The sequence below is a fragment of the Aquimarina rhabdastrellae genome (assembly GCA_947387485.1).
Classification (GTDB): Bacteria; Bacteroidota; Bacteroidia; order Flavobacteriales; family Flavobacteriaceae; genus Aquimarina.
Window position 1 is genome coordinate 128,932 of record CANDNT010000001.1, and the last position, 19,812, is coordinate 148,743.

Annotated in this window: 17 protein-coding genes; 3 read left to right on the top strand and 14 right to left on the bottom strand. The window is 31.1% G+C overall.

Going from position 1 to position 19,812, the window contains the following annotated elements; translation table 11 throughout:
• Position 1: 1 nt before the first annotated feature.
• From ACYEKI_RS00595 to ACYEKI_RS00630, 8 genes are all read right to left on the bottom strand, one after another.
• On the bottom strand, positions 2-2,407 hold the full coding sequence (locus tag ACYEKI_RS00595; protein ID WP_459209201.1) for a 3-hydroxyacyl-CoA dehydrogenase NAD-binding domain-containing protein: 2,406 nt from the start codon (positions 2,405-2,407) through the stop codon (positions 2-4).
• Positions 2,408-2,423: 16 nt separating this feature from the next.
• On the bottom strand, positions 2,424-2,879 hold the full coding sequence (locus ACYEKI_RS00600; protein ID WP_459209202.1) for a MarR family winged helix-turn-helix transcriptional regulator: 456 nt from the start codon (positions 2,877-2,879) through the stop codon (positions 2,424-2,426).
• 173 nt (positions 2,880-3,052) lie between these two features.
• Complete coding sequence (locus ACYEKI_RS00605; RefSeq protein WP_459209203.1) at positions 3,053-4,831, bottom strand: AMP-dependent synthetase/ligase; 1,779 nt, start codon at positions 4,829-4,831, stop codon at positions 3,053-3,055.
• A 1,086-nt stretch (positions 4,832-5,917) separates the two neighbouring features.
• Positions 5,918-6,424 carry a SixA phosphatase family protein gene (locus tag ACYEKI_RS00610; RefSeq protein WP_459209204.1) on the bottom strand — a complete coding sequence of 169 codons (507 nt, stop codon included), beginning with the start codon at positions 6,422-6,424 and terminating at the stop codon, positions 5,918-5,920.
• A gap of 1 nt (position 6,425) precedes the next feature.
• Complete coding sequence (locus ACYEKI_RS00615; RefSeq protein ID WP_459209205.1) at positions 6,426-7,529, bottom strand: esterase-like activity of phytase family protein; 1,104 nt, start codon at positions 7,527-7,529, stop codon at positions 6,426-6,428.
• Between the two features lie 285 nt (positions 7,530-7,814).
• On the bottom strand, positions 7,815-8,300 hold the full coding sequence (locus ACYEKI_RS00620) for an acyl-CoA thioesterase (protein ID WP_459209206.1): 486 nt from the start codon (positions 8,298-8,300) through the stop codon (positions 7,815-7,817).
• 46 nt (positions 8,301-8,346) lie between these two features.
• Entirely contained in the window at positions 8,347-8,943 is a 597-nt protein-coding gene (locus ACYEKI_RS00625; protein ID WP_459209207.1) for a TetR/AcrR family transcriptional regulator, read from the bottom strand.
• Between the two features lie 87 nt (positions 8,944-9,030).
• The gene (locus ACYEKI_RS00630; protein ID WP_459209208.1) at positions 9,031-10,527 is read right to left on the bottom strand and encodes a carboxypeptidase-like regulatory domain-containing protein; all 1,497 of its coding nucleotides are present in this window, start codon (positions 10,525-10,527) and stop codon (positions 9,031-9,033) included.
• 142 nt (positions 10,528-10,669) lie between these two features.
• Here ACYEKI_RS00630 and ACYEKI_RS00635 point away from each other — a divergent pair, with 142 nt between their 5' ends.
• Together ACYEKI_RS00635 and ACYEKI_RS00640 are read left to right on the top strand one after the other, a co-directional pair.
• Positions 10,670-11,155: an RNA polymerase sigma factor gene (locus ACYEKI_RS00635; protein WP_459209209.1), complete on the top strand. Its 486-nt coding sequence runs from the start codon at positions 10,670-10,672 to the stop codon at positions 11,153-11,155.
• A gap of 4 nt (positions 11,156-11,159) precedes the next feature.
• Positions 11,160-11,768 (top strand): hypothetical protein, encoded by a 609-nt coding sequence (locus tag ACYEKI_RS00640; protein WP_459209210.1) that lies wholly within the window; start codon positions 11,160-11,162, stop codon positions 11,766-11,768.
• Between the two features lie 895 nt (positions 11,769-12,663).
• On the opposite strand, the gene ACYEKI_RS00645 is transcribed toward ACYEKI_RS00640, so the two are convergent.
• The 4 genes from ACYEKI_RS00645 to ACYEKI_RS00660 all read right to left on the bottom strand — a co-directional run bounded on the left by ACYEKI_RS00645 (position 12,664) and on the right by ACYEKI_RS00660 (position 16,339).
• Complete coding sequence (locus ACYEKI_RS00645) at positions 12,664-13,521, bottom strand: helix-turn-helix domain-containing protein (RefSeq protein WP_459209211.1); 858 nt, start codon at positions 13,519-13,521, stop codon at positions 12,664-12,666.
• Positions 13,522-13,640: 119 nt separating this feature from the next.
• Positions 13,641-14,636, bottom strand: coding sequence for an alpha/beta hydrolase family protein (locus tag ACYEKI_RS00650; protein ID WP_459209212.1), 996 nt, complete (start codon positions 14,634-14,636; stop codon positions 13,641-13,643).
• Positions 14,637-14,704: 68 nt separating this feature from the next.
• Positions 14,705-15,103, bottom strand: a complete 399-nt coding sequence (locus tag ACYEKI_RS00655) for a Dabb family protein (protein ID WP_459209213.1) — start codon at positions 15,101-15,103, stop codon at positions 14,705-14,707.
• Between the two features lie 357 nt (positions 15,104-15,460).
• Positions 15,461-16,339 (bottom strand): IS982 family transposase, encoded by an 879-nt coding sequence (locus tag ACYEKI_RS00660; RefSeq protein ID WP_459209214.1) that lies wholly within the window; start codon positions 16,337-16,339, stop codon positions 15,461-15,463.
• Positions 16,340-16,499: 160 nt separating this feature from the next.
• On the opposite strand from ACYEKI_RS00660, the gene ACYEKI_RS00665 reads away from it, so the two are divergent.
• Positions 16,500-17,675 carry a tetratricopeptide repeat protein gene (locus ACYEKI_RS00665; RefSeq protein ID WP_459209215.1) on the top strand — a complete coding sequence of 392 codons (1,176 nt, stop codon included), beginning with the start codon at positions 16,500-16,502 and terminating at the stop codon, positions 17,673-17,675.
• 321 nt (positions 17,676-17,996) lie between these two features.
• On the opposite strand, the gene ACYEKI_RS00670 is transcribed toward ACYEKI_RS00665, so the two are convergent.
• Positions 17,997-18,596 carry a DUF6642 family protein gene (locus tag ACYEKI_RS00670; RefSeq protein ID WP_459209216.1) on the bottom strand — a complete coding sequence of 200 codons (600 nt, stop codon included), beginning with the start codon at positions 18,594-18,596 and terminating at the stop codon, positions 17,997-17,999.
• A gap of 72 nt (positions 18,597-18,668) precedes the next feature.
• Entirely contained in the window at positions 18,669-19,805 is a 1,137-nt protein-coding gene (locus ACYEKI_RS00675) for an alpha/beta hydrolase (protein ID WP_459209217.1), read from the bottom strand.
• Positions 19,806-19,812: the final 7 nt, after the last annotated feature.

Below are 19,812 nucleotides of genomic sequence, written 5' to 3' on the forward strand. Positions count from 1 at the left end.
TCTAGTTTCTTAACGGTTTTCCTTTTTTCAACATGTGCTCAAGTCTTTCTAGTGTCTTACGTTCTGTTGTAAGTGATAAGAAAGCTTCGCGCTCTAAGTCTAATAGATACTGTTCTGATACTAGCGTAGGTTCAGATAAATCTCCTCCAGCCATTACATAAGCTAGTTTATTAGCAATTTTCTTGTCATGCTCAGAGATAAACTTACCAGCTTCCATAGAGTCTGTTCCTACTAAGAACATCCCTAAAGCTTGTTTACCTAATACTTTTACGTCTTTTCTTCTGATAGGTTGTGTATATCCTGATTCTGCCATTAATTTTGCATGTGCTTTTGCTGTTGCAATCTGGCGATCTCTGTTTACTACAACTATATCTTTACCGTGTTGAAGGATATTTGTATCATAAGCTTCATAAGCAGATGTTGATACTTTTGCCATACCGATCGTTAAGAAATGTTCTTGTAAACGGTTTAACTCTACATCGTTCTTTTGGAAGGTATCTGCTGCTCTAAGTGCCATCTCTTTGGAACCACCTCCACCAGGGATTACACCAACACCAAATTCTACTAATCCAATATAACTTTCGGCAGCAGCCACAACTTTATCTGCATGAAGTGTCATTTCACATCCTCCACCTAGAGTCATTCCGTGTGGTGCTACAACAGTAGGGATAGCAGAGTAGCGTAAACGCATACATGAGTCTTGGAAATATTTAATTGCCATGTTTAACTCATCATATTCTTGCTCTACTGCCATCATAAACATCATCGCAATATTAGCTCCTACAGAGAAGTTTGCTCCTTGGTTACCGATAACTAATCCTTGGAAATCCTTCTCGGCTATATCAATTGCTTTGTTTAATCCTGCTAATACATCTCCACCTATAGAATTCATCTTACTTTGGAATTCTACATTTAAGATTCCATCACCAAGATCTTCTACTACAACACCGCTATTTTTATAAACCGCAGATGATTCTCTAATATTATCTAAAATAATAAAGGCATCTTGTCCTGGTTTTTTCTGCTGTGATTTACTTTCTATATCATATACATATGTAGCTCCTTCTTTTACTGTGTAGAAAGAAGAATTACCTGCAGCAAGCATATCTGTTACCCATACAGCTGGCTCATAACCTTCGGCTTTCATGATTTCGATAGCTTTTTCTACACCTATAGCATCCCAGATTTGGAATGGTCCATGTTCCCATCCAAAACCAGCTTTCATAGCATCATCGATTTTATAAAGCTCATCTGTAATTTCAGGAATACGGTTAGATACATAAGCGAATAGAGCTGCTAAATTTTTGCGATAAAATTCTCCAGCTTTATCTTTTCCTGCTACCAATACTTTAAAACGGTCGATTACTTTATCAATCGTTTTCGTCATTTCTAATGTAGCAAAAGATGCACGCTTTTTAGAACGGTATTCTAAAGTATCTAAATCTAAAGAAAGGATTTCTTTTTTACCTTCTGGGCTAACAGTCTTCTTATAGAATCCTTGTTTTGTTTTACTTCCTAACCATTTATTATCCAACATTTTTTGGATAAAATCCGGTAATTTAAACAATTCGTGACGTTCATCATTAGGACAGTTATCATACAATCCATTAGCTACGTGCACTAAGGTATCTAAACCTACTACATCTACTGTACGGAATGTAGCTGATTTAGGACGACCAATTACTGGTCCAGTTAATTTATCAACTTCTTCTATAGTTAATCCCATATCTTTTACCATATGGAATAAACTCATAATACTGAAGATACCAATACGGTTTCCGATAAATGCAGGAGTATCTTTGGCAACAACAGATGTTTTTCCTAGATATTTTTCTCCATATTCGTTTAAGAAATCAAGTACTTCTTTAGACGTATTAGGCCCAGGAATGATTTCGAATAATTTTAAGTAACGAGCAGGATTAAAGAAGTGTGTTCCACAGAAATGCTTCTGGAAATCTTCACTTCGTCCTTCGTTCATAAATTTAATAGGTATACCTGAAGTATTAGAAGTAATTAATGTTCCAGGTTTACGGTATTTTTCTAAGTTTTCAAAAACTTGTTTTTTGATATCTAGTCTTTCGACAACTACTTCAATAATCCAATCTACATCTGCTATTTTTGCAATATCATCTTCAAGGTTTCCTGTAGTGATTCTGTTTGCAAACTTTTGATTGTAGATAGGAGAGGGCTTAGATTTTAAAGCTGCTTTAAGAGAATCGTTTACGATACGATTACGTACAACTTTATCTTCTAGAGATAATCCTTTGCTTTGTTCCTTGTCATTAAGTTCTCTAGGAACGATGTCTAATAATAAGACTTCGACTCCTATATTGGCAAAATGACAAGCAATGCCAGATCCCATTATTCCAGAGCCAATGACAGCAACCTTTTTAATGATTCTTTTCATTTAATACTAGATGTTTTTAAGGTGTTATCGATTCTTGTTTTGTGTATATTTTCTTTGAAGAAATCAAATCATTAATAATCTGAAATACTTCTAGAAAGGTATCTAATTTTTCTTGTGATACGTTTTGTTTTACTGCGTTGTCAAATTTGAAGACCACGTCTTTTGAAAACTCGCGCATTTCTATTCCAAAATCTGTAAGATGTATTAAGACTCCTCGTCCGTCTTGAGGATTCTTTTTTCTATAGATCAACCCTTTTTCTTCCATAGTTTTAAGGGTGCGAGATAGGCTAGTGGCCTCCATTCCCATTTTTGGTCCTAATGATGTAGATGGTGTTCCGCTTTCTGGATCTATATTTATTAATGTAAAACCGGTTGCCATAGTGCTTCCCATTTTACCAGCTTCTTCATTATACATTTTGGCAACCGACATCCATGTCGCTCTCAAAATGTAATCTATCGTTTTTTCTCTCATAGAAATTGAATATAGCGTAAAGGTAAGAAAATTTTATTATGCATGCATAATAAAAACACTTAAAATTGAGAGAAATTTAAAACAATGTATGAAATAAAATTGATTTCATAAAAAAACTCCTCTTATACAGAGGAGTTTTTATTTATAAGTGTTAAAATATTAAACTGTAAAAATTAACAGTTATATATTTTTGCATAAAGATCTTTGTATCTTTCTTTGATCACTCGTCTTTTTAGTTTCATGGTTGGCGTAAGTTGTCCACTATCAATACTCCATTCTTCTGGGGTAAGTTCAAATTTCTTAATACGTTCCCATTTTCCGAATTTCTGGTTGTATTCGTCTAATTCTTCTTGGTAACGATCAATAACGATTTGATTATTTACCATTTCATCAAAAGAGTTACCAATGTTAAGGTTTTTACGCTTAGCCCAATCTTGTAAGAATTCAAAGTTAGGTTGGATAAATGCTGCTGGCATTTTTTCTCCTTCACCAATCACCATAATCTGTTCGATAAAACGTGATTGTTTTAATGTATTTTCAATTACTTGTGGAGCAACGTATTTACCTCCAGAAGTTTTAAACATTTCTTTTTTACGATCGGTAATTTTTAAGAATCCTTCACTATCAACTTCTCCTATATCTCCTGTATGGAAATATCCGTCTTTAAGAACTTGTTTGGTTTTTTCTTCGTCTTTGTAATAACCAATCATTACGTTAGGTCCTTTGGCTAAAATCTCCCCATCTTCTGCAATTTTAACAATAGATTCTGGAATCAATCGTCCTACTGTACCGATTTTAAATCCGTTATCACGCATATCATTAACAGAAATTACTGGAGAGGTTTCTGTAAGTCCATACCCTTCCATAACGCTAATTCCAGCTGCGTTAAATACTCTTGCTAGACGCGCTTGTAAAGCAGCACTTCCTGATGCTATTACTTTTAATTCTCCACCTAGTGCTTCTTGCCATTTACTGAAGATTAACTTACGTGCTATTTTTAGCTTAAATTCATACCAAGCACCATTTGCTCCATAAGGTTCGTATTGTAATCCTAAATCTACAGCCCAAAAGAAAAGTTTTTTCTTTAATCCTGTTAGATCTGTTCCTTTTGCAATAATCTTGTCATAAACTTTTTCTAAAAGACGAGGTACCGCAGTCATTACATGTGGCTTTACTTCTTTTAGGTTATCACTAATAGCTTCAATAGACTCGGCAAAATAAATTGAGATCCCTCTATATTGATACAAATACATCAACATTCTTTCAAAAATGTGACATACTGGTAAAAAACTTAAGGCTTTTAATTGTTCGTCATCACCAAAAGGGAATCGAGTAGAGCTGTTAATAGCATTACTCACAACGTTTTTATGACTTAACATTACTCCTTTAGGTCTTCCTGTAGTACCAGAAGTATAGATTATAGTAGCTAAATCGTTTTCGTTAACAGCATCTTTAAGTTTTTCCACCTCATCTTGATTGCTATCATCTTTTCCTAGCTCTAATACTTCGTTCCAATTGCAGCAGCTATCAATAGCATCAAAAGAATAAACCTCTTTAAGCGATGGTACCTGATCTTTTATGCTCTGTACTTTTTCTAATACCTCTGTATCTGATACAAAACAGTACATAGATTCTGAATGGTTCAAAACATACTGATAATCTTCTTTAGAGATAGTAGGGTAGACCGGCACATTTTGTGCTCCTAACTGCAAAATACCTATATCAACAATATTCCATTCAGTACGGTTTGTAGACGATATGATCGCTACTTTATCATTAGGTTTTACTCCTAACCTTAGTAATCCTCTACTGATTTGGTTTGCTTTGTTTATATATTCTTGAGTTGATGTAGAAATCCATTTTCCGTCATATTTGGTCACAAGAGCAGCATCTAAATTATACTTCTCTAATTGATAATAAGGAAAATCAAATAATCTTTTAATGTTTATCATAAGCTACTTTGGTATGGTATGTTATGCTTGCATAGCATTGCAAATTATAAAAATATGTAGAATCTCCAACTCTAATATATAAAAAAAGACAAGATTATTTACTAACTCTCTAATTATTTAATAGTTATATTATTGATATTTTAATTATGATTTATGTTAGTTTTCATGTTTTTGATCAAAATAACTTTTTTTACCATTATTTTAACTTAATTTTCTTGAAAATGATTTTTCCTTTTAAGCATCATTACCAATTTTGACATTGTTAGTTTAAAGTTACTTTATTTTATTTCTAGAAAAGGATATTGAATTATAGCATATCGAATTAAGAATAATTATTGTTGGCTTTGTTACTAATAATTCTTTACTGATAAAGTATAGCCTTCGTCAGGCTCAGGCTACAGCTATTAGAATCATTTGACTTACGGTTGCCGAAATTCTATGGTTGCTGAATTTACCGAAGTGACACCTCAACTATCAAACTCAAAAACCAATCAACTATAACATTTTACATTTAGCGTTTTACATTTTTTATTGATTAGGTCTCGATACAATTTTATTTCGTTTCTCTTCATAAAAATCACTCGACCCGACATGAGTTGTTCTATTTAATTTTTTCTTTTTTCCATCGCCGAAAAAAGAACCAAAAAAGTCTAGGCTTACGAAACCATAGCTAAATTTATTATTCGGAAGCTAAACTTAAGACAAACTCGCTTACGCTCAAACAGTCCAAAGTTTTTTACGCTTCTCTTATTGCAAATTTCACACTATATTTTCGATAGGCCGTTAAATGAATATCGAATACTAAATTAAGAATATCGATTTTAGATTTTCATACTTAAAAACTAACCAACTTATTGACTAACTAACTAACTAACTAACTAACTAACTCATCTCTAATCACTCTTTACTTAAAAACATTTTAGATTGATTAGGTCTCGGTACAATTTTATTTCGATTTCCTTTATAAAATCACTCGGTCTAGTATGAATTATTCTTTTTTGCATCACCTAAAAAAGAACAAAAGAAAACACCTATAACTTGTTAGTCCATAGGTGTTACTATTATATCTTTTGATCAGAGTATTTCTTAATAATTCAATTGAATGTCTTTTATAGTATCATTGGTAATTGTTATTATAAATAGTTTTCCGTAATCTTTTTCGTCAATTCCCTGATATTTCGGTGTTCCTAATATTTTATTTACGAAATTAGGAGTGGAGTTACTATGTCCTACTACTAATACCGTTTTATTATGTGTATCTTTTTGAAATTGTTCTGAAAATAGTTCTCTTGGATTATATTGTTCGACTTTTAAATTAAATTGTTTTGCTGTTGGCGCAGCTGTTTGCATTGTACGTTTATAGTTTGTACTATATACCTTATCGATATTCATATCTTTTAAAACGTATGCTAATTGTGTTGCTCGTTGTTGCCCTTGAGTAGTTAGATCAGGATCTCTATCTGATGGATTTGAAAGCATTTTTTCTGCATGTCTTACAAAAATATAAGTAGTAGCTGTAGCAGTACTATTTTCTTGAGCTATAGCCGAAAAACTAAATACAGCTATACATAAAGCGAAAAGAAATTGTTTCATTTTAATTACGTTTTTTAAGTTCCAATAATATAAATTGATTAATCTGTTTTGTTTTAGGATTAAAATTATTGTCTGATACTAGGATTAAGCTATCATGACCATTCTTTAATTTTGGTCCTAAAGTTAGTCCTTCTATATTATCTACTATTTGACGTGTCAACGCTGGTCTTGCATCTTCAAAATCATAGATTAATGTTTTCTGCGCTACTTTATATGTCTTATCTTTTATAGTATCCCATGTCAACGTATTGGTTGCTTCTCTAATATCGACTTGATAAATCCTTACTGTATTTCCTTGTGTTCCATAGCCGCTCGAATAACCTCTTTCTAAACACAGAAATGTAGTAGCATCTAATTGTAATAAAGCTGTTACTCCGTTTACCCCAAATCTACCTTTGGGATCTTTCGTTAATTTATCGAGTGGATATAAAAACTGAAAGTCAGCTTTACTTTTTTCTTTATCAAAATGTGTAATTCGCACAGGTGCTCCAGGACTTTCTATGGTTGGTTCTTCACCATCATTAACCAGAGGCAATTCCATTGCTGTCCAAAAACCATTTTGTTGTTCGTCTTTGCACAAACCTTCAAAAACTCCGTTATGTCTTGGTTGGTTTTTTCCGTCTAATAAAAAGTAGGAGGGAAGGGTATACGATTTCTTAAAATTACCCTCTTCATCAACTATAAAAATCTCAGGATTTACATTTTTATGTATAGATCCTTCACTTGATACAATGATTTCTTGACCAGAAAAAACTCTCAAGGCTTCTAAATCTGGGTGTGTATTTTCTATAAAAGCAGTAGAAGGGAAGTTCACTACTTTATCAAAGTTAACTGTTTTTATTTCTTGATCTTCTATTGTTATAGCTGCTTTATAAAATCGCGGAGCTCTTGCATCATCACAAACTAAGTAGTACTCGTTATTATAATATTCTATTGCTGATAATCCTCCAATCTTTGATCCTTTAAAAAAGTTATCATTGTCAAAAACAAACTCATCTAAATATTTTATCTCGTATGAAGTTTTGTTTTTTTCTTGTGCTATTGCTGTTATGGTTAAAAAGAAACCAAGGCAATAACAAAAACACATCTTAAATATTCTAAGCATATCTTTAGTATAAATTAAAAACAGTATTAATGACGAAGCTAAAAATACATTAAACTTTCTTAATCATTAATACTGTTCCTATGTCTTTAACTAGGTTTTATAAGACTCCCATTTGCCAAGCTGCTATGGTCATGCATATTAGCGCAATCATTAAGAATCCCAAAAAAACATAGATTGTTCTCTTTTTGGTGGGAGAGTAATTGTTTTTTGAAGGTCTCATATCAAAGATTAGGTTTTAAGATGGACTGAAGATCTTTAATATATGACGACTCAAATTTTACAATGTTACACTTTTTGTGGTTTTAATTGTAAAATTCTTTCTTCAAAGCTTTTTGATGATACTGAATTGACAACATTTTCAAATAATTGCATAAAATCTTCACTGTGATTTGTTCGTTTTTGTTTTAGTAAATCAAAGTGTACAAAAGTACTCCACAATACTGCTTTAAGCTCACTTTTTGCTTCATTCCACATTTTGATTTCTACCGTTAAACTATTTTGATCATAACGTATAAGTTGTGAGTCTATAGTTACTGTTTCCATTACCAATGCTGGTTTTAAATAAGCGATTTGATTGCTTCCTACAACCCAAGCTTTTCCTTGTGTTTTTACCAATTTAAAAATATCCAATTGATAATTTTCTTCAATTTGATCTTCTCTAGCATTAATCATATAATTAATATAGTTGGCATTGTTTAAGTGATTAAAAGGATCACAATCTTGAAATCTTATTTTGGCTTTGCTCTCTAATACTTTTGCTAATGTTTTCATCTATTCTAATTAAAATACCAATCGGTATATTTTTATTCAAAAAATTTTAATTGCTCAATTCTTTTTTTATTAATGTATCTATATGATCCATTGTTCTTGTCAAATATTGTTCGTCTTGCATAGTAAATGTCATAAAAACAGCTCCTTCTATCATTGAAAAGAATAGGGATGCATAATGACTTGCATCTACTTCTTTTTTAATCTCATTGGTTGTTTTTCCTGCTTCTATAAAATTTGCTATGGCTTGTTGTAATTTATTAATTACATATTGTATACGTTGGTGCAATTGTATCATTTGATGATTTGCATCAACCCCTATATTTAAAATCGGGCAACCTCCATAAGTATCGCTATAGTTATAATAGGTACGATAAAAATCGATAAGTAAATACAGTTTTTCAAGTGGAGATTTTCCTTTTGATTGATGTTTTTCTATTGCTGTTACGATTCTCTTAATCGAATAATTAAATGCTGCTAAGGCTAGTTCTTCTTTGTTTTTAAAATTACCATAAATAGCCCCTTTGGTAAGTTTTGTTGCCTTAGTAATATCACTCATAGATGTTGCCGCATAGCCGTATTTATTAAAAATAGGCGCTACTGTAGCTACTATAAATTCGGTTGTTTGTGCTGCTTTACTAGGCATTATAATTCTTTGTACAATGCAAATATAGCCAAAATATACCGATTAGTATATTTTGGCTATATCATTTTTTTTAGAAGAATACAGCTCTTAATTGACTGCTGTATTTTTATATTTTCTCACAGGTTCTAATACTGGATAATCTTTCCATACATTATTATGATAAGTAGTAAGCGTTTCTATTGGTGCTTTAATCACTTCTTTAACGGCAGTATATTCTGTTGAATCCAACTGCTCTTGTGACAAAAAGAACACCTCATTGCTTTGTATGATATCAAACTGTACTTTGAAATTAAATTTCAATTTCTTGCTTACTTCATTTGCTATCAATTTCATAGGTCTGCTCACATACATTTCTTTTACCGTTTCTTGCTTTACATGCTGTAGTCCATAATATCCAGTACTGTCTTTTTTATAACTCACTGTTACTTTTCGTTTAGTATCTCTAAATTTTACACCTAATACTAATTTTAAATTTAGACCACGCCCATGTTTTCCTTTCGCGTAAGCATATTCTGTTTTTAATACCGCATAATCTTCTTCATTTACATATAAGAAACCACCATATTTACCATCACTTTTTCTTGGTTTAAATGCTACTTTATATACCAAACTTCCTTCGTAAAACAAAATATCTTCGAGTGTGTATCTATATAGGTTTTGTTCTGTTACAAAATTAAGATCAGAATAATTTACTTTAAATCCGTTATCCAATAAAATACTGTTTACATCTTCTTTTGTAGAGGCTACATTCACACTAGGAGGTACAGTATCCTTACTCTTTTTCATAATACTTTTTAAAGATAATGAGTCTTCTATTTTAAACCATCCTGTTTTTACTTTATAGGTAATATCTTCTTCAAAATTTCTAATGATTTTAGTCAGCATATCTTTTTGTAAACTTTCTGGAGTACTCAAATTATCGAAGCCGTTTAGGCTTATCGCTTTTTCAACTACCATTTTTAAATTCGCCTTATCTGTTTTGTAGAAATCAAGAAGCATATCTGCATAATATCCCGAGGCATTGATCGATTTTTTTAATTCTTTTTTTAAAGCATCTAATTCTTCGTTTAACTGTTTAATTGCGGTTCTTTTAAATCCAGTGTTTTTAGTTACATTGACATCTAGCTTATCAAAATGCATTTTATTGGTATTGCGATAAAACAGTTTGTATTTTTTGTCTTTAAACTTATAGTTTGTCGCTAGTCTATCATATACTCTTTTCATGATCGTATCTACATGAGGACGCGCTTGATCTAGATGTACAGTTTCTAGAGACTCTACAGATGGAATTAATTTTATTGTAGCATTTTTTTCTTGCTTAAGCACCTCTGGTTTAAAGCTTTTACTTTGGTAACCTATACAAGATATCGCTACAACCGCATTAGGATTTAGTTTATCCATATTTAACCTAAAAACACCTTCTTGGTTTGTGATACTTCCCTGATTACCATTAAATAATATCGTAGCATAGGGGATAGGGGAGTTGTTTTTTGCATCTACTAGGGTAAAGGTCTTAGATTGCGCTAGTGTAATTTGTGTAGCTATAAACAAAAATAGTATCGCCAAAAAATGATTATTTTTCATCTGAAAAGTTTTTTGATTTGTTAATTGATGTCATTTATGAAACGACTGAGAGACCTATTCGTTACAGTAAAAACTAAAAAATATTACGCTAAGTGTGATTTTTTTGATCTTATGAATACTAATACTATGTAATTCAATCATAATGCAAAGCGAAAAAGAATTTATAATTATTATAAAATCACATCAAGGTATCTTGTATAAGGTTGCTAAGATGTATACTGAAGCTCCCGAAGATCAAAAAGATTTATACCAAGAAATTGTGTATCAATTATGGAAATCTTTTGGCAGTTTTAAAAACGAATCCAAAATAGGTACCTGGATTTATAGAGTTGCTTTAAATACGGCTATATCTCAATTAAAAAAAGATCAAAAACGCAAAAGTAAGATCTCTTTTAATGAAGAGTTTATCGATAGAATTGATCAGGTAGATCATCTTGTCGAAGAACGTATACATCTGTTATATAAGCATATTAAAGCTTTAAGTCTTGTCGAAAAAGGAATTATGTTCTTATATCTTGAAGGTAAAAGTCATAGTGAGATTGCGCAAATCACTGGTTTTAGTACAAGTAATGTAGGAACACGAATCGGTAGGATTAAAAAGAAATTACAAAAACAACTAAAAAATTAGTTCAATGGAATTAGAAGAAATGCAACGTCTTTGGGGCGAAATGTCTAAAGACATTGAGCAGCAGAAAATAGTAACTGATAAAATTATTTTAGAAATGACTACACAAAAATATAAACATAAATTAAACGCAATATCCATACCTGAAACTATAGGTGCTGTAATTTGCTTTGCAGCTTTGATCTATCTTATTTTTCAATTTGACAAACTCGATAATTGGTATTCACAATTGGCCGGAATCTTAAGCTGTGTATATTTAATCGTCATGCCGATATTATCGCTGCGCAGTATTTATAAAATGAAAAAAATAAATCTTGTAGCGATGCCACATAAAGAAGCTTTAAAGCAATATGCACAAAACAAACAAGAATTTATACAGACACAAAAAATTGGATTTTACTTTGGTTTTCTTTTTATGTGTATGGTATTGATCGTATCTACAAAAATTTTAAGCAATAGAGATTTGGTTGATTTTATCACAACAAGATTAATCATAACAACAGTATTGGGATTTGTTTTCTTTTTCTTTTTTGCCAAATGGGTCTTTAAAAAGTATAAAAAAGCAACGCATTCTGCTGAGCGTATTTTAAAAGAACTCGAACAAGAAACCGTATAAGCGATTCTCAGCGCTTTAAAAAAACCTCATATTTTAATAAGTATGAGGTTTTTCTTTTTTATATAAAACTGAGTGTAGTATAGGCTCTAAAATATTCTATTTTACATAATATTAATTATAGTACAAATGTCTCGTTTTGTATTTTAAGTGGTTTCGTCATTTGATAGCTATAATTCCATATTATTTAAAATATCCCAGAAAGTTCTGTACTCACAAATAAACTGTAGAACTTGGGTCATTAAACATTCGTACTTTTAAATTGAATATTCTGTACAATGGTTCAACATTTTTCAAATATGCGATTCTCGAGGATTTGGAAATTTAGATTTATAAGGAAAACATTTGTAGCTATAATTAGACGTTATGTAAAATTGCCGCGCCCAACCGCTATATTGTTTTTAAAAAATTAAATGCTTATGGCATTTATTTTTAAACTCAATTTGCCAACGTTTGGCCACACCAAAAAAAGCAAAACCTTTTAACTTCTAATTAAATGTAGAAATTATATTGAAGTTATCGTTGTAAAAAAATCTCATTAACATTTGTACAAACCTCACGCAACAGTATAAAATTTTCCAACCGCACAAATCCTTTCTTAAAAATTTCTATACACTTGCTCTAATTCGTATTCCAATTAAACATTTTTTAGTTTTTGCATTATCTTTTGTCTTGAAACAAAAGAAACAAAAATTCAAGGCTGCATATAATTTTGGAAACAATGTACGGCTCGTTTCGCTATATTTTAGGAAACATTTTAACATACCAAGATTGTAAAGAACTTGAATTAATATTTTGAGAATCCAAAAGTATTAGTAACTAAACCCCTAAAATATGGTCGCTCTACTCACTTATTGTTTTAACCAAAATTTTATGAGGCCAAATAAAAATGTGTAGATTAATTGACTGAATTTCTATATTTCACAGGTGTCAATCCTGTCTTCTTTTTAAACAATTTGCTAAAGTATTGAGAGCTTTCAAAACCTAAATCGTAGGCAATTTCGGTAACGGTGTTTTTAGTAGAAACTAACATTGTTTTTGCTTTCTCAATCAAGAAATAATCAATGTACTCTTTAGTAGTTTTACCAGTTTCTTTTTTTAGTAAATCGCTTAAATAATTGGGTGATATATTTATTTGTTCTGCACAGTAGGAAACCGTTGGAATACCAAGCTGTAGCCTACTATTGTCGTTTACATAATCAAGTAACAAGGTTTCGAGTTGAGCGACTATACTTTTGTTTTTATGTGTTCTTGTATAGAATTGTCTATCGTAAAATCGCAAACAATAATTGAGCAACAATTCTAAATTGGTCACAATCAACGTCTGACTGTGTTGGTCTAGGTTTTGACTGTATTCGTGTTCTATTTTGGCGACAATTTCAAGAATGGTTTTTTCTTCAACTTCAGAAAGATGTAAGGCTTCGTTGGCTTCGTAATTAAAAAACGAATATTGATGAATTTTCTGTCCTAATTCGGTATTTCTAATTAAATCTGGATGAAATAATAATCCCCAAGCTTTTTCGTCTATTTCGGTTGGTGCTTCCCCTGTAGAAATCACTTGATTGGGTGCTGTAAATATTAAAGAACCTTCTTCAAAATCGTAGTTTTGACGCCCATAATGTAATTCTGCATTATGATACTTTAGTGTAATTTGATAAAAATTCCAAATCAGATTTTTGTGCGTTATGTGTGTCCAATCTACATCTTTATGTCGCACTAACGTGATTAAAGGATGTTTAGGTTTTGGAATGCCCAACAGTCTATTATTTTTACTAATAGATTTTATATTTAAAAATTCTGCCATATATCAAAGTTAAAAAAAGCGATTAGAATATTTAAAATGCTCCAATCGCTTTGCTATTAATCAGTCTCGAATTATTTCATATGCCCATCAAACCATTCCAACATCATTTCTGGATGGTCTGAAAAATATTTATAGGCATCAAAACGATACGGTGTATCTTCAATCCAAAACATTTTTTTGTCTTCTACTTTTAATGCATCATACACATCTTGTACTACTTGAACATCTGTCATAAAATCGTTACGCACTTGTACTACAAAGGTTGGCATTTTAATGGCATCTACGTATTTTGTCATATCGTGGTCGTCAATATCGAAGCCTGTTTTTTCGGTATAACGTTTTTCAAATTCAGGCATTAAAGTTTTAGCATCTGCTCCCATTAATCCAAAACCCTTATCAACCATTACACGCATATTAAAAGGTTGCAATAACATTTGCGCTTTCACATCTTCAAACAAATCTGGTCTTTTTTCCATTGCTACCATTGCACAGTTGGCTCCCATACACACATTAAACATTCCCACTTTTTTACCTGCCATTCTCTCGTCCGTTTTTGCCAATTCGAGTGAAGCCACAACTTCTTGCCATTCTTTTTGTCCGAGCCCAATAGTTCCGTCTTTATCATCTGGACTTTCTCCGTGTCCTCTATTGTCATACGTTAATACGCTATAACCAGCATCGTGTAGTGCTTTGTAACGTGGTATCGCATTTATTTCGCCGGCTGGATTTTCAAATTCTTTTATATGCCCTGGATAACCATACTTGTTTCCTGGCGAAAAATGGTTAGAAATAATCAACCTATCAGAATCTGCTGGGATAAACCATCCAGCCAATTCGACACCGTCTTCGGTTGAAAAAGTAATTTCTTCATATTCCAAACCATAATCGGCTGGTGTTTTTAAAATTGGTGCGTGAGGCGGATAAGATGTTCCAGCCATTAGTGCTTCCATTGCTTGTTCGTTTATTTTAGTTTGTGCCATATCGTTTGTATTTATTTGTTTTTCAGTTGGTGTGTTTGCTTTTTTTTCGTTTTTGCATCCTTGTAGTGCAAATACAAAGAGCATCATTATTATTGCTGTTATTATTGTTTTCATCGGTATAAGTTTTAGATGCGATAAATTATTTATATTGTTTGTTACAACTGATAACTACTCACTTTTCCTGTTTTTTCGTATTTATCGAACACCAATACTTTTTTAAAACGTGGCAAATAATCATCGACAAATCTTTTATGAATAGGATGTTGGGTGTATGTATGGTAATCAGTTTTCGATTTGAAATGACAGAGCCAAACCACATCAAATTGTTCTTCTTTGGGCAAACCTTCCTTTGGAAAACCAAACGAAACCTTATACACTTCTGGAAGTTCAGCCAGTTTTTTAAAATCTTCGAAGAATTGTTTTCGTTCAGCTTCCGAAGCATTGTCTCCTAACCAAATAAAAGCATTATGAGAAAAACCGCTTTCGTCTTTACTGCCAATTTGATGGCTAATAAGTTTTTGTTGCTCGCCTATTTTTTTAAATTCTTCTTCCATTTTTTCAAGATTGTTACAGCTAAATAATGAAATAATTGATGTAATTATAAATAGTGAATGGTTCATTTTTACTGTTTTATAATGCAAATTTAAGAGCTAAACAAAGATGTCTTGTGTCCAAATTACAGATTGTAGAAAATAACCATTCCACACACATTATGCTTCCCTCCTACGTCGTCGCATAAAAAGTGTTCCATTACATTGTAGAAGAAACTTTTAGAAAAGATTTTTTTGAGAAAATTATTGCAATATAACTTTGCTTTACCCAAGCAAAGTTACATAACGCAGAACATTATGACACAAACTGTAATTTATAATTTGCATTATATAAAATTGCTATATAAACCCGTAGTGCATTTAAGATAAATTGATTTTAATATTGTTCAAATTTCTATTGAGTACAAAATAGTTTAAATATTGAATAACAGTTAAGGCTGTAATTTTAGAGAGAATTCTGGTTTTGAATCCATCAAAAGATTTAGCATAATTACGTCTTATCATAAACTGATCACATAGTTGAGAGAATAAGGTTTCTATTCTTTTTCTGGATTTTCTAAACACATAAGCTTGTTTCTTGTACTGTTTTTGGTTGTTTCTCATTGGAGTATCCAATGTAATATTACAGCTATTGAAAAGATCAAGCTGCCATTTAGTAGATAGATACCCTTTGTCAGCAATTAATGTACAGTTTTTCATCTGAGCTTTAATATCTTTCAAATAATGAATATCATGTACTGATGCAGGGCTAATATCTAAACTCTTAAATACTCCTTTGACAGAACACACTGCATGTAATTTGTAGCCATAATATGTTGATTTTTGTGAGGCACAATAACCTTTATTAGGAGAACTATAGTTATTTTGTTTACAGATCTTTGAACGAGAACTTCTAGAGAGCTTACATATTTCTAAGGGCATACTATCAACGATATAATAATCTTCATAAGCGTTGAATTTTTCGGATAGTTGTTCCCTAATCTGATTGATAAAAGAAAATAACTTGCGTTTTCTTCGATTATAGACGCTACGCTCTATTAAGGATAAAATAGATTTAGGTAATACTCTAAAGAGTTGATATTCGCTATCAATACCCATATATTCTGCTGTAAGATTTATTGCTGTTAGTTCTTTATCTGAAAGCTTGGGTATACGTATTTGTTTCAAAAAACTGGATTGTATCCCTATTTGGTTTAATACTTCTAAAATTATCTCGTAATTTGTAGTAAAGTTGTGCATCTTTAATTGTTTTGTCGTTATTACAATTTACTGCAACTTTGCAGTTTGCACAACTTTTTATAAATGCACTACGGGTTATATAAACATTACATTTTCTAGTTTTATCGTATAAAACTATATTTCTGAAAAAGATTTAGATTTGTTTTCTTGATATCCAATTATGACATTTTATCATTATCTTCTATTTATCGCTACACTTGCAGTTTTAAGACCTTTCACTGTTTTTTTACACGAAATGGGACACGCAATCCCAACATTATTATATACTAAAGAAGGAGTTACTATTTATATTGGTTCTTATGGAGATCCAAAGAAAAGTTTGCATTTTAGATTAGGAAGATTAGAAGTTTTCTTTAAATACAACCCTTTACTTTGGGATTCTGGTTTATGTGTTCGTGAACAAATTGATATTCCAATTAATAGAGGAATTATAATTATACTAATGGGACCATTGAATTCTTTAATTATTGGTGCTTTTTGTCTTTATATAGGTTTATTCGGAAGTAATTCAGATAGTATCACATTTATTACAATGATGATTGCTATATCTTCATTACTAGATTTCTATCACAATATTGTCCCTAATCATGAACCTATTACGTTATATAGTGGTCAACAAGTTCATAATGACGGTCAACAACTAAAGTTATTGTTTAAGTATCGTAATTTACCTGAGGAATATGATAAATGTGTTGAATATTATAACAACAAGGAGTTTGAAAAATCAGGAAATCTTTTTGAGAAAATTATTAAATCAGGAATTAAACGGGACTTTGTATACAGACTGGCTATTTCATCATATTTGCAAATCAAAGAATATGATAAGGCAAATGAAATTAATAAAGAGTTTATAAAAAAGTACAAAAAAAGATTTTCTTCTATTGATTTCTTTAATAATGGATTAATAAAATCACATAAAGGAAATATTGATGGATCAATATTGGATTATACGGAATCACTAAAACTCGATGCAAATAATATTTATTCCTTAAATAATCGAGGATATGCTTATAATCTTTTAGGTAGATATGAAGAGGCCATAAAAGATTTTAATAATGCGATTGAGCTTGAAAAAAAATTTGCGTATGCTTTAAATAATAGAGGTTTATCTAAAATTAAACTTGGGGATATGGAAAAAGGTCTTGTAGATATTAAAAAATCTTTAGAATTAGATGATAAGAATTCTTATTGCTATATGAATTTAGGTATTTATTATTTTGATATTGGAGAATATAATAAGGCTTTAGAGAACTTCAATATAGCTTTTAAATTAGACAAGGATACTTATTTACTTCTAGATCATATAAAAAAAACAAAGCAAAAATTAAATATTTAGATAACTACCCATTCCACAAACATTACACTTCCCTCCTCTCGTCGGCTCGTATAATAAGTGTTCTATTACTTTTTTTTAAAAAGCATTTCGTTAGAAAACTTTTAAAGAAAATGTAGAAGTAATAAACTTTGTTTTTGGTTAAAGCAAAGTGACATAACGCAAGTACATTATAATACACATAATACTATCCAGAAAGCTCATTGGAAATACCTATTATGAGCTTTATATAAATCGATTATTCCGTACAACTGTTCAAAAATCATTTTTTACGCGATTCTCAGCGATTACTATTTTTAGTAGCATTAATATTTAATCTATCATTTAATAATACAACCTAAAATCAAGGAGTTTACACAATTTATAATGTTTTTGATGTAATTCTTCTACAACGTCCAACATATTATCATCTTCATTAAATAAATTAAAGAACGCCTTATCCAGATCTGAGCTCGCTATACCATTAAATTTATTGCCATATCCAGAAATTCCTTTTGCGCCAGTAACATCCAAAAAATATTGTGCTTCCTCTTCGTCTAAATCAAGAACTTTCGCATTTGAAAAATGTAATAGTTTACCATTTAATCTTCCTTCAAAAATCTCTGCTATTTCCTGTAAACTATAGTAGTAATCGTTTAAGCAAATACTATTTGCTTCGCCTGTCATCACCAAATAGATTATTTCATAATTTTTAAAATTATGATCACCTAACACCAATGTATTTAAGCTATCTTCTAAACCTTCGATAGAATCACATGTTTTATAAATACTGGCTATACCAAAATCCTTAGTCAGTTCTTCTAATTTTTGCTGTGTTGGTGTAACACTTTCTATTTCTATATCATGAACAGCTTCTAAACAGAATATAAAATAATCTGTATCCATAAATTGTTCTTGTGGTAATTGGCGTCTTTTTTCTAACAAACTTCAGTATTTATAAAAAACAAAAGTAAGATAGTTATCTTACTTTTTCACCAATCCTATATAAAAGACATTTTATTTAATCTTAACAGCTGTTCGTATTCGTGATGGATTTGTACTTAGTTCATTAGTAAAACTAATCACCTCTCCTTTTTTATTGTGGTTAAACTTAAAATCAAGATACCTTCCTAAAATTGAAAATTCAGTATCATTAATTGCTTGAATGCTTGCTCCTTCACCTTCTTTTGGTCTCACTAAGGTTAATACTCCATCTTTAATAATGATCTCACGTACATAACTACCATCTTTATATGTTCCACAATATGCTTTTAGTTTTTCTATGGATAAACTATTCGTCGGTCGTCTATATACAAAACTCATTCCTTGATTAATAGCTGCTGCTTCTCCACCCAAATGTCCCATATTATCTACCACTCGAAAATCTAATATCATATTCGTATAGCTATGATTCTTTATTTGTTTATACATTTTAGTAGCAGTAGGCGTATCATTAAATTCACTATTTATAAATATCACTTTGGCAGCTAGGTTCTTATTGTTTTGGTAAAATGTTTTTTCTTGAGCAAAAAGATATTCGTCATCCCACCACAACGTAGGATTATGAATGATATAATTTGCAAATAAAGAAGGTTCTGTAAAGAGTACATATTGCGTAAACATTCCTGCAAACGAAGTTCCAAATAATGTTCTATTGGTTTTGTCTGTATTATAAAGACGATCTGTTAATGGAATTATTTCATCTTTTAAAACGTTTAAGAATGTTGATGCGCCACCTGAGGTGCTTAAACGTTCTATCGCTGTAGGGGTTAAATCCCTTGTTCTATGTAATGTTGGTTTTTCTTTTGAACCACTATTAGTAATGCCTACAATGATTATTTCTGGTGCAAACCCATCATCCCAAATTCCGTTATACACATGTGTTGTCGTACCAAATATTCGGTAACCATCTAAGGCATAAAAAACAGGATATGTTTTTGTAGTGTCTTTGCCATAGCTTTCTGGTAAATTGATATGTAAAGTATATTCACTATCATTAATTTTTGATTGAAAGTGAATGGATTCACTACCTACCACAAACAAATCCTTTGGATCTTTTGAAACAGTCTGAGTACTTCCTAACTGCGAATAAAGAACTACTATAAAAAAGAATAGATAGCATACTTTGGGTTGTTTAATTGTCTTTATTATCATACTCGAT

What these genes read in the sequence shown, in the direction of transcription:
- ACYEKI_RS00615 (WP_459209205.1), bottom strand. Translation starts at nt 7,529, where the DNA reads ATGCTTAGAATATTTAAGATGTGTTTTTGTTATTGCCTTGGTTTCTTT.
- ACYEKI_RS00630 (WP_459209208.1), bottom strand. Translation starts at nt 10,527, where the DNA reads ATGAAAAATAATCATTTTTTGGCGATACTATTTTTGTTTATAGCTACA.
- ACYEKI_RS00610 (WP_459209204.1), bottom strand. Translation starts at nt 6,424, where the DNA reads ATGAAACAATTTCTTTTCGCTTTATGTATAGCTGTATTTAGTTTTTCG.
- ACYEKI_RS00660 (WP_459209214.1), bottom strand. Translation starts at nt 16,339, where the DNA reads ATGCACAACTTTACTACAAATTACGAGATAATTTTAGAAGTATTAAAC.
- ACYEKI_RS00635 (WP_459209209.1), top strand. Translation starts at nt 10,670, where the DNA reads ATGCAAAGCGAAAAAGAATTTATAATTATTATAAAATCACATCAAGGT.
- ACYEKI_RS00655 (WP_459209213.1), bottom strand. Translation starts at nt 15,103, where the DNA reads ATGGAAGAAGAATTTAAAAAAATAGGCGAGCAACAAAAACTTATTAGC.
- ACYEKI_RS00665 (WP_459209215.1), top strand. Translation starts at nt 16,500, where the DNA reads ATGACATTTTATCATTATCTTCTATTTATCGCTACACTTGCAGTTTTA.
- ACYEKI_RS00605 (WP_459209203.1), bottom strand. Translation starts at nt 4,831, where the DNA reads ATGATAAACATTAAAAGATTATTTGATTTTCCTTATTATCAATTAGAG.
- ACYEKI_RS00625 (WP_459209207.1), bottom strand. Translation starts at nt 8,943, where the DNA reads ATGCCTAGTAAAGCAGCACAAACAACCGAATTTATAGTAGCTACAGTA.
- ACYEKI_RS00620 (WP_459209206.1), bottom strand. Translation starts at nt 8,300, where the DNA reads ATGAAAACATTAGCAAAAGTATTAGAGAGCAAAGCCAAAATAAGATTT.
- ACYEKI_RS00595 (WP_459209201.1), bottom strand. Translation starts at nt 2,407, where the DNA reads ATGAAAAGAATCATTAAAAAGGTTGCTGTCATTGGCTCTGGAATAATG.
- ACYEKI_RS00640 (WP_459209210.1), top strand. Translation starts at nt 11,160, where the DNA reads ATGGAATTAGAAGAAATGCAACGTCTTTGGGGCGAAATGTCTAAAGAC.
- ACYEKI_RS00600 (WP_459209202.1), bottom strand. Translation starts at nt 2,879, where the DNA reads ATGAGAGAAAAAACGATAGATTACATTTTGAGAGCGACATGGATGTCG.
- ACYEKI_RS00675 (WP_459209217.1), bottom strand. Translation starts at nt 19,805, where the DNA reads ATGATAATAAAGACAATTAAACAACCCAAAGTATGCTATCTATTCTTT.
- ACYEKI_RS00650 (WP_459209212.1), bottom strand. Translation starts at nt 14,636, where the DNA reads ATGATGCTCTTTGTATTTGCACTACAAGGATGCAAAAACGAAAAAAAA.